Raw genomic sequence first — 8,602 nt, forward strand, 5'->3', positions numbered from 1 at the left:
GGCAGGCCACGGCCGGGGCGGCGCGCCACTTCGGCCGTCCAGTCCCGCGCCACCGGGGCGGCCAGCACATCCAGCGGCACCGAGATATGCACCGGGCGCGGCCGCTCGCTGTCGAACACCGCCCAGGCGCGGGCAATCAGCTCGGGCAGCTCCTCCGGGCTCAGGGCCAGGGCGGAGAAGGCGGTGATCGGCGCGGTCAGGGCGCGCTGGTCCTGGGTCTCGTGCAGGCAGCCCCAGCCCTTGCCCAGGCTGGCGCTGTGGTTGACGCTGGAAATCACCAGCATGGGGATGGAGTCGGCATGGGCCTGGCCGATGGCGGTGGCCACATTGGTCACCCCCGGCCCGCTGATCACGAAGCACACCCCGGGCTTGCCACTGACCCGGGCGTAGCCGTCGGCCATAAAGCCGGCGCCCTGCTCGTGGCGGCTCAGCACATGGCGGATGCCGCTGCCGGGCAGGCCGCGATACAGCTCCAGGGTATGCACCCCAGGGATGCCGAACACGGTGTCGACACCGTAGTTGGCCAGCAGGCGCACCAGGGCCTGGCCGCCGGTAAGATTCTTGTTGTTGTCGTTCATCTTCACTTCCTCAGTCCTGGGCCAGGCGGATCAGGGCATCCACCGCCACGCAGCCATGGGCGCCGACCAGCAGCGGGTTGACGTCCAGTTCCAGCAGGCGTTCGGCGTGCTCGCAGGCGTAGTCGGCCACCGCGCCGATGGCCGCCACCAGGGCATCCAGATCCGCCGCCGGGCGGCCACGAAAACCGCTCAGCAGCGGCGCGCTGCGCAAACCCAGCAACGCCTGGCGGATCGCTGCCGGGTTGGTCGGCAGCAGCAGGCTGCGGCTGTCTCTGAGCAGCTCGACCAGAATGCCGCCCGCTCCCAGCACCAGGGCCAGACCAAAGCCGGGCTCGCGCTTGACCCCGACTATCAGCTCGGCCAGTGGTGGGCTGGCCATGGCTTCCAGCAGCACCTGGTCGAAGGCCAGAGTCGGCGCATGCTCGGCCAGGTCGCGGCGCATCCGCTCCAGGGCACTTTGCAGTTGTCCGGCGTCGCGCAGATTAAGGGCCACGCCGCCGGCCTCGGTCTTATGCGGCAGCTCGGCGCTGACCGCCTTAAGCACCAGCGGATAACCCAGCTGTTCGGCATCGGCCAGGGCGCACTCGGGGGTGCTGAGCACCCCGCGAGGTAGCGGCAGACCAAAGGCGCCCAGGGCCTGCTTAGACTGCCATTCATCCAGCAGCCCCCCGGTAACCACCGCGCTACCGGTCGCCAGCGGCACCAGGGCCGCCTCGCCCATGGCCAGCAGGGCCTGGCGACGGCTCTGGTAATCGGCGATCCGGCCCCAGGCAGCCAAGCCATCCTCCACCCCCTGCAGCGCCGGCACGCCACGGGCGTGCAGGTAGTCGCGGGCCTGGGCTGGCAGCAGCTCGGGGAAGGCCGAGGCGATAAAGCCGCTCTTGCCGTGGCGGGCCAGGGCGTCGCAATAGAGCTCCAGTAGCAGATCGCACTGCGGGCGCTCGCCGCTCTGCTCGTCCGGGTAGTCCAGCACCAGCAGGGCGGCATCGGCCGGGCGACTTAGGCAGCTGTCGAGCATGCGCGTCAGGGCCTGGGCATCGCCCCAGATGGCGGTGGTGAAATCCAGTGGATTGGCGATATTGGCGTAGGCCGGTAGCACCTCGGCCAACTCTAAACGCTGCGTCTCATCCAGCTTGGGCAGTGCCAGGCCATTGGCCTCGGCATAGTCGGCGATCAAGCCGGCATCGCCGCCGGAACAGGCCAGGGCGATCAGCCCCGGGCCTGCCGGCAGGCGGCCGCAGGCGGCGGCCTTGAGGGTCTCCATAAAGCTCACCGGGCCGCTGACGCGGATCACCCCGAGGCGCTGGAACAGCGCGTCGTACAGGGCATCGGAGCCGGCCAGGGAGCTGGTATGGCTAAGCGCCAGTTCGGCGCCGATCTGCGATACCCCAGTCTTCAGGGCGATAATCGGGATGCCCTTGACCAGCGCCTTATAGGCGGCGCGGGCAAAGCCGGGGATATTCTTCAGGCCTTCCAGATGCAGGCCGATGGCCGTGACCCGCGGCTCGTCGAGCAGGGCATCCATCAGTTCGGCCACGCCGAGCTGGGCCTGGTTGCCCACCGAGGCCATATAGGCCACCGGCAGCGAGCGGTCGCTCATCGACAGGTTGTAGGCGAAGTTGCCGCTCTGGGTCAGCACCGCCACGCCGCGCTCCACCCGCTGGCCACCATGGGCCACCGGCCACAGGGCGGCGCCGTGCAGGTAGTCGAGCAGGCCGTAGCAGTTGGGCCCGAGCAGGGCCATGTAGCCGGCGGCGCGCAGCAGCTCGGCCTGCAGGCGCTCGCCCGCCTCGCCCGTCTCGGCGAAGCCCGAGGCATAGCAGATGGCCCCGCCCGCCCCCTTGGCCGCCAGCTCGGCCACGGCTTGCAGGGTCAGTTCGCGGTTGGTGGCGATAAAGACCGCATCGGGGCCACAGGGCAGCTCCCTGATGCTGGCCACGCAGGGCACGCCCTCCAGTTCGGCGTGCTGCGGATTGACCAGCCATAGCTGGCCGCCAAATCCCCCTTCTGCGCAGCGCTTAAGGGCACGGGCCATGCTGCGCCCGCCGATAAAGGCCAGGTGCTTGGGCGCCAGCAGGCGACGGATATTGTTATGCAGGCTCATGATGGATTCCTAGCGCAGCAAGGGCCGCAGCAGTTCGCGGGAGATAATGTGGCGCTGGATTTCCGAGGTGCCTTCCCAGATCCGCTCGATCCGCGCGTTGCGCCAGATGCGCTCCACCGGGCCCTCGTCCATCAGGCCCATGCCGCCGAAGATCTGCACCGTCTCGTCGGCCACCTTGCCCAGCACTTCGCTGGCGAACAGCTTGGCCATTCCGGCCTCGCCGTCGGTCATGCTGCCCTGGTCCATCTTCCAGGCGGTATTGAGGGTCAGCAGTTCGGCGGCAGCGATCTGCGTGGCCATATCGGCCAGCTTGAACGACACGCCCTGGTAGCTGCCGATGGGCTGGCCGAACTGCTGGCGGTCCGCCGCCCATTGCAGGGCCAGGGCCATGGCGCGCTGGGCCTGGCCGACGCAGTTGGCGGCGACCATCACCCGCCCGGCGGTCAGCCAGGCGTTGGCCACTTCCCAACCCTTATCCACCTCACCGAGGACCTTGGATGCCGGCACCCGGCAGTCGTCGAAGAAGATTTCATAGGTGTGGTAGCCCTTGTTGCTCACGCACTTGGGCCCGCGGCGCACGGTCATGCCCGGGGTGCCCTTGTCCACCAGGAAGGCGGTGACCGCGTTGCGCTTCTTGCCGTTGCGCTCGTAGCTGTCGGTGACGGCGAAGACGATGGCGAAGTCGGCGTGCCCGGCATGGCTGATAAAGTGCTTGGCGCCGTTGATCACGAAGTCGTCGCCGTCGCGCACTGCGCGGGTCTTGATCGAGTTGGCGTCCGAGCCGGCGCCCGGTTCGGTGAGGGCGAAGCAGTCGATCTTCTCGCCCTGGATACAGGGCAAGAGGTAGTCGGCGATCTGCTCGCCCTTGCAGGCCATCAGGATCTTCGACGGCCGCGCGACGAACACCTGCAGCGCCCAGGACACCTTGGACAGCTCGCGCTCGACCAGGGCCTGGGACAGGTAATCGAGGCCGCCGCCGCCCACCTCCTCCGGCATATTGAAGGCGTAGAAGCCGGCGGCGATGGCCTTGCCGCGAATCTCGGCGGCCAGCTCGGGGGACACCGCATCGGCGCGGTCCACCGCTTCCTCATGGGGCAGCAACTCCTTCTCGACAAAGGCGCGTACCGCCTCCACCAGCATGTTCTGTTCCGCAGTCAGTTGAAAATTCATGACGTTGTCCTCGGGCAGGGCGCGCGATCAGCGGCCGATAAAATCTGGGGTACGTTTTTCCATGGCCGCGCGCAGCGCCTCGGCGCCGTCCTCGCTGCGCCCGCAGAGCAGGCCGGCGGCCAATTCCGCCTCAAGCTGCTGCGCCAGGTTGCGCGCAGCCCCTTCACGGATCAGGGTCTTGGTCTGGGCGAAGGCGAAGGTCGGCCCCTTGGCCAGGCGCGCGGCCAGCTCGCCGGCAACGGCCTGTAGCTGCTCATCGGCGCAGACCTCGCCGACCAGGCCCGCGGCCAGGGCGCGCTCGGCACTCCAGGGCTGGTCGAGAAACAGCAGGCGCTTGGCCTGCTCCTCGCCGATCAGGCGCGGCAGGTGCCAGCTGGCGCCGGCGTCCGGCGAGTAGGCCATGCTGGTGTAGCCAGCCCGAAAGCGCGCCGAGGCCGAGGCGATACGCATATCGCAGCACAGCGCCAGGTCCATGCCGGCACCCACTGCGCTGCCGTTGATGGCGGCGATGCTCGGCTTGGCGAAGCCGTGCAGGCGCACCATCAGGCGGTGGGCGTTCTCCGTCCAGCCGTAGCTCTCCAGCTCGCCGCGGGCCTCGGCGGCGGCCCACTCGGCGACATCGGCGCCGGCGCAGAAGCTCTTGCCGCTGCCGGTCAGCAGCAGCACGCGCACTTCCGGCGCCGCCTGCAGTTCGCCGAGCAGCTCATAGAGGTCCTGCAGGCTGGGGATATCCAGGGCATTGCGCTGCTCCGGGCGGTTCAGGCTGACCCGGGCGATGCCGGCTTCGATCTGGCAGAGCAGACGGGGGGCTGCGTTCATGGCAAACCTCTTTGTTGGACTGGCTTGTTGTTATTGGACGCGTCTGCGTCCGGGCCTGGAGGCAATACTAAACACTTGTTCAGTAATTCGACAAGATGTCGAACAACCGTTCAGTTAAATGATTAAGTGATTGATATATATGAAATTAATTAGGGATTTTCAGAGGCCTGTTACAAGTTCGAACAAGGCCTTACAGGCCCAATGCGGCCCACTCAAGCAAGAGAGCGGCCTGTACTTGTAGCCCGGATGCAATCCGGGAGCAGTTTTGCAGGGCCGGGACTTCCCGGATTTCATCCGGGCTACGGCTGAACGGCGTTGCTTGCAGCCCCCCGTAACGCAAAAGGCCCGCACTGCGGCGGGCCTGGTGGGTTGCGGGGGGGAGATCAGCCGGCGCTGGGTAGCGGCCGGACGGTGGGCGGCGCGAGTTCGGCAGCTTCATCCTGCTCGTCGGCCAACGGCAGAATCTTGATGCAGAAGATGCCGTAGAGCAGCGCGATCAGCGGGTTGATCCAGTTGAAGAAGGCGAATGGCGCATAGGCCAGGGTGGCCACGCCCAGGGTCGCGGCCATATACACCGCGCAGGCGTTCCAGGGGATCAGCGCCGAGGTCACGGTGCCGGCGTCCTCGATGGTGCGCGACAGGTTGACCGCGGCCAGGCGCCGGCGGCGGTACTCCTCCTTCCACATCTGCCCCGGCAGCACCAGGGACAGGTACTGGTCGCCGGTCAGCAGGTTGACGCTGAGGCTGGTGGCCAGGGTGGCGCCGATCAGCGCGCCCACCGAGTGCACGCTGCGCACGATCAGGCCGAGCAGGAAGCGGATAAAGCCGATGCGCTCCAGCACCGCGGTCATCATCATCGAGCAGAACACCAGGAAGGCCATAAACACCATGCCGGCCATGCCGCCACGGCTGAGCAGGCTGTCCACCACCTCGTTGCCGCTGCTGATGGAGAAGCCGGTGGCCATTACCGTCCATAGAGCCGTGACGGTGCGCGTGGCGCCGCTCAGTTCGCTGTCGGCCATAAAGCGCTCGATCGCCGCGCCCTGGAACAGCACGGCGAACAGGCAGGCCAGCACCGCGCTGAACATGATCGCCGGGAAGGCCGGCACCTTGCGCACCGACAGCACCAGCAGCACCAGCATGGGCAACAGGTTGTACCAGGCGATATGGAAGGACTCACGCAACTGCGCCTGCAGCTCCGGCACATTGGATACCGCATCGCCGCGCACATCGGCGCTCAAGGCGAGAAAGGCGAACAGGCACAGGGCGAGCAGCAGGCTCGGCACCGAGACCCAGGCCATATGGCGGATATGGGCGAACAGGTCGACGCCGACCACGGCCGGGGCCAGGTTGGTGGTTTCCGACAGCGGCGACATCTTGTCGCCGAAGTAGGCACCAGCCACCACCGCACCGGCGGTGATCTCCGGCGACAGGCCAAAACCATGGGCAGTGCCCATCAGGCCGACGCCGATGGTGGCCACGGTGGTCCAGGACGAACCGATGCAGATCGATACGATGGCGCAGATCAGGCAGGCCAGGGGGTAGAAGAAGCCCGGCGAGAGCAGGCTGAGCCCGGCATACAGCAGGGTCGGCACGGTGCCGGCGAGGATAAAGGCGCCGATCAGCACGCCGATGGCAAGGAAGATAAAGATCGAGCCGATGGTCTTGGCATTGGTGGCGATGATCTCGCTTTCCAGTTCAGCCCAGCCGATGCCGTTCTTCATGCCGATCAGCGCGGCGAAGCAGCCGACCATGATCAGTGCCAGCTGCAATGGCCCGCCCATGGGATTATCGAACAGGCTCAGCGAGCCGGCGATCAGGGCCAGCAGCACGGCACCGACCAGCAGCGCATCGAGCGCCGAGAGGTTGCGGAGTTTCATTGTTGTTGTCTCCCAGTAACCGAAGGTTGACCGGCCTCAGGTGTCCGGTCCCGGCTCGATTATTGGCAGGCGATGTAAGGCGCCGTTGTACAGTGGGAAAGAAGTTGTAAGAAGTGGTAACGCCGCTGTTACAACTCGCTGCGGGCCTGGACTACGGCCGCCTCGGTGGCTGCCAACGCCGCCTGCAGACGGGCCTGCCAGTCGTCCCAGGGCAATTCGGCGCCCGCTTCGGCGGCCTGTTCCACCTGACGCAGCAGTTGGCCCAGGGCCAGGGCGCCAAGGCTGTCGCAGGCGCTGGCCAGACGGTGAGCGGCCTCCTGCAAGGGCGCGGCCTGACGCCGCTGCAGGGCCGCGCGCAGCAGTGCGCCCTGCTCCTGCAGGCTGTGCAGCAGCAGGCCGAGCAACTGCCGCAGGCGCTCGCCACCGAGCTGCTCGGCATGTTCGCGCAGCCGGGCCGCGTCCAGCCAGACTTCGGCCGGCGTGCAGCGGGCCAGGGCCTGGCGCAGCAGGGCCAGGTCGATGGGCTTGCCGATCACCCCCTGCATGCCGGCCTGCAGATAGCCCTGCACCTTGCTCGCCTGCAGGCTGGCGGTAAAGGCGTAGATGGGCGTATCGCGATTTAGCCCCTGGGCGTCCTGGCGCAGCTGACGGCATAGCTCGACCCCGCTGCAGCCGGGCAGGTGCACGTCCAGCAGGATCAGATCGAAGCGCTGCTGACGGCACAGCGCCAGGGCTGGCTCGGCATCCTCGACCAGGCTCACCCACTGGCCTTCACGCTCAAGCAGGCCACGGGCCACCTCACGGTTAAGCGGCACGTCCTCCACCACCAGCACCCGGCGCGCCGCCAGGGACTCGGCCGGCACCGGCTGCGGCACCTGCGGTGCCTGCACCCGGGGCAGCCACAGCTGGAACCAGAAGCGGCTGCCCTGCCCCTCACGGCTGTGCAGCTGGATCTCGCTGCCCATGGCCTGCACCAGGCGCTTGCAGATGGCCAGCCCCAGGCCGGCCCCCCCATAACGCCGCGCCACCTGCTCGTCGGCCTGGACGAAGCGCTCGAAGATACGCCCCTGTACCGCCTCGGCGATGCCGATACCGTCGTCCTCCACCTGAATGCGCAGTTGCTGGCCTTGGCTGTGCTCGCCCAGCAGCTCGACGCTCAGACACACCCGGCCGCCGGCAGTGAACTTGATGGCATTGGCCAGCAGGTTGGTCAGCACCTGGCGCAGGAACTGTTCGCAGCCCAGTAGCCAGGGCCCCACCGCGGCGTCCAGACGCACCTGCAGCTGGGTGCCGTTGGCCTGGGCGCGGGGTTCGAGCAGGGTCACCACCTCGTCCAGCAGCTGCAGCATGGCGAAGGGCGCGGCCTCGGCGCGGGCCTCGCCCTCCTCCAGCTTGGCGAAATCCAGCAGGTCGTTGAGCAGCGCCAGCAGGCCCTCGCCGGCCTTGTGCAGGGCGCGCAGGCGCAGGCGATCAGGCTCGGCCGGCAACGCCTCGCGAAGCAGTTCGGCCATGCCGAGGATGCCGTTGAGCGGAGTGCGCAGCTCGTGGCTCATGGTGGCAAGAAAGCGCGACTTGGCGCGGTTGGCCGCCTCGGCCTGCTCCTTGGCCTGGTGCAGGCTGGCGGTGCGCTGCTCGACCATGCGCTGCAGTTCGTCCTGGCGACCGACCAGGGCCTGGCGATCGGCCTCGCGCCGGCGCAGGTCGGCGAGCATGGCCTGGCGCAGGTCCTCCAGGGCATGGGCCACCTGGTCGATCTCATCATCGGCGCGGGCCGCCTTGGCCAGCTGCAGCGGCTGCTGCCAGCTACCGGCACCCAGATGACGGGAGAACTCGGCCATGGCCAGCAGGTGGCGGGTGACCAGGCGGTGGAACAGCCAGGCCAGGGTGATGGCCAGGCCGCAGATAAACAGGGCCATCCACAGCAGGTTGGTCAGGCCGCTGGCCCACAGGCGGCGGTGGATGCTGGCGATATCCACCGCCACCTCCAGGCTGCCGAGGCTGCGCGGCTGGCCGTCGGGGGCGCGGTAGACCAGCGCGAAGCGCTCGCGACG

General features: G+C 67.9%; 6 protein-coding genes. All 6 read right to left on the bottom strand.

Annotation, left to right across the window (positions count from 1 at the left end; genetic code table 11):
• On the bottom strand, positions 1–578 hold a 578-nt coding region (locus N878_RS06200), incomplete at its 3' end, for a thiamine pyrophosphate-binding protein (protein WP_021442805.1).
• A gap of 10 nt (positions 579–588) precedes the next feature.
• Positions 589–2,682, bottom strand: a complete 2,094-nt coding sequence (locus tag N878_RS06205; RefSeq protein WP_021442806.1) for an acetate--CoA ligase family protein — start codon at positions 2,680–2,682, stop codon at positions 589–591.
• Between the two features lie 9 nt (positions 2,683–2,691).
• A complete protein-coding gene (locus N878_RS06210; RefSeq protein WP_021442807.1) occupies positions 2,692–3,852 on the bottom strand; it encodes an acyl-CoA dehydrogenase family protein in 1,161 nt (386 codons plus the stop codon).
• A 27-nt stretch (positions 3,853–3,879) separates the two neighbouring features.
• On the bottom strand, positions 3,880–4,671 hold the full coding sequence (locus N878_RS06215; protein ID WP_021442808.1) for an enoyl-CoA hydratase/isomerase family protein: 792 nt from the start codon (positions 4,669–4,671) through the stop codon (positions 3,880–3,882).
• A 383-nt stretch (positions 4,672–5,054) separates the two neighbouring features.
• Entirely contained in the window at positions 5,055–6,551 is a 1,497-nt protein-coding gene (nhaC, locus tag N878_RS06220) for a Na+/H+ antiporter NhaC (protein ID WP_021442809.1), read from the bottom strand.
• Positions 6,552–6,679: 128 nt separating this feature from the next.
• A partial coding sequence (locus tag N878_RS06225) for an ATP-binding protein (protein WP_021442810.1) occupies positions 6,680–8,602 on the bottom strand: 1,923 nt, incomplete at its 5' end.

Origin of the sequence: Pseudomonas sp. EGD-AK9, from assembly GCF_000465935.2 — a bacterium.
Taxonomy (GTDB): Bacteria; Pseudomonadota; Gammaproteobacteria; order Pseudomonadales; family Pseudomonadaceae; genus Aquipseudomonas.

What these genes read in the sequence shown, in the direction of transcription:
- N878_RS06205 (WP_021442806.1), bottom strand. Translation starts at nt 2,682, where the DNA reads ATGAGCCTGCATAACAATATCCGTCGCCTGCTGGCGCCCAAGCACCTG.
- N878_RS06210 (WP_021442807.1), bottom strand. Translation starts at nt 3,852, where the DNA reads ATGAATTTTCAACTGACTGCGGAACAGAACATGCTGGTGGAGGCGGTA.
- N878_RS06215 (WP_021442808.1), bottom strand. Translation starts at nt 4,671, where the DNA reads ATGAACGCAGCCCCCCGTCTGCTCTGCCAGATCGAAGCCGGCATCGCC.
- nhaC (WP_021442809.1), bottom strand. Translation starts at nt 6,551, where the DNA reads ATGAAACTCCGCAACCTCTCGGCGCTCGATGCGCTGCTGGTCGGTGCC.